1 protein-coding gene is annotated in these 1,679 nt (G+C 47.3%); it reads left to right on the top strand.

What is annotated here, in order from left to right; translation table 11 throughout:
* Positions 1-81: 81 nt before the first annotated feature.
* A protein-coding gene (locus BCT81_RS12675; RefSeq protein WP_241902766.1) for an IS3 family transposase occupies positions 82-1,616 on the top strand; the annotation gives its coding sequence in 2 pieces (ribosomal slippage) (positions 82-550 and positions 550-1,616; 1,536 coding nt in all).
* Positions 1,617-1,679 lie beyond the last annotated feature (63 nt).

The following is a 1,679-nucleotide window of genomic DNA, read 5'->3' as shown; positions in this document are numbered from 1 at the left end:
CGTTGCAGAAGGAACCATCCCCCTCTGGCAGGGTAGTTGTCACTGTTAAAATTTAACCAGTTTGGGCGATAAAGAGTAATTGTGTCTCGTATCTCAGTAGAAAGAAAAGAAGCTATATTGAAGAAGCTCTTACCTCCTTATTCGATGTCAGTAAAAGAAGTGTCGGAAGAGGAAGGAATTAGCACTGCGACCCTGTACCATTGGCGCCAGCAACTCAGACGTTCAGGAGCCGCCGTGCCAAATAGCAACACTTCATCAGAGCAGTGGTCTGCTCAAACTAAACTTGCCATTGTCGCTGAAACCTACTCAATGACAGAAAGTGAACTCAGCCAATATTGTCGTGAAAAAGGCCTTTTCCCAGAACAAATCCAAAGCTGGCGCCGCGAATGTATGCAAGGGTTTAAGTCGAGTAAAGAGCAGGAAGCTGAAGCAAAGAAGCAAGTTAAAGCTGACAAACTTCAAATCAAAGAGTTGAAGAAAGATTTACGACTCAAAGAAAAGGCGCTCGCTGAAACGGCCGCCCTCCTGGTACTAAGAAAAAAGCTGAGAGCCTTTTACGGGGAAGAGCCAGAGGACGAATAACCTCAACCGATGAAAGGCAGACCATAGTGACTCTAATTCTTGAAGCGAAGCAATGCGGATGCCGTTTAGAGCCAGCTTGCCATGAAGTTCAAATTGACTTGAGAACTTATCGTCGTTGGTATCAGCAAGGTGAAATACAAGCTGACAAAAGGCCAATATGCATTAGGCCTGAGCCTGCTAACAAGCTGTCGCAGGAAGAGCGTGATGCGATTATCGAGGTGTGTAACCGCTCTGAGTTCGCAAGCTTACCACCGACTCAAATCGTCCCGACACTGCTTGATAGAGGTGAGTATATCGCTTCTGAATCGAGCTATTATCGAATACTGGCAGCACAGGGGCAACTTCACAAACGAGGTCGTCAGCGGAGCAGACAGAAGCAAGCGAAGCCAACCAGTTACACAGCGACGGACTCGAACCAAGTCTATACGTGGGATATCACTTACTTACCTTCAAAGGTACGAGGCCAACATTATTACCTGTATGTCATCGAAGATATCTACAGCCGAAAAATCGTGGGTTATGAAGTGTATGAGCGTGAGTGCGGTGAGCTGGCGTCACAGCTTCTGCAACGGACGTTGATGCGAGAGCAGTGCTTCAATCAAGCGCTGGTTCTTCACTCGGATAACGGTGCGCCGATGAAGTCGTTGACGTTCAAAGCTAAGATGGAAGAGTTAGGTATTACCTCATCGTATAGCCGCCCAAGAGTCAGTGATGATAACCCGTATGTCGAGTCATTGTTCCGCACGGTAAAGTACATGCCAAGTTGGCCAGTAAAAGGCTTTGAAACGATCGACGGTAGTCGAAGTTGGGTTGAAGCCTTCGTACGCTGGTACAACACCGAGCACAAGCACAGTAAGCTAAATTACGTCACACCTTCAGAGCGTCACAATGGAAAAGATAAAGAGATCTTGAAGCGTCGTGTAGAGGTATTGCTTGCTGCAAAACAGCGAAAGCCTGAGCGGTGGTCTGGTGATATCAGGAACTGTGCGCCTGTTGGTGAGGTTCACCTGAATCCAGAAAGAGAAGCCGCTTAATAAATAAGCGAATGATGACAACTACCTTGAAAAACGCCGGGTAATGTAGAGGGAGGCCGTTGC

Origin of the sequence: Vibrio sp. 10N.261.52.A1, assembly GCF_002876325.1 — a bacterium.
Taxonomy (GTDB): Bacteria; Pseudomonadota; Gammaproteobacteria; order Enterobacterales; family Vibrionaceae; genus Vibrio; species Vibrio chagasii.
This window is presented reverse-complemented; position numbering and strand designations above follow the sequence as displayed.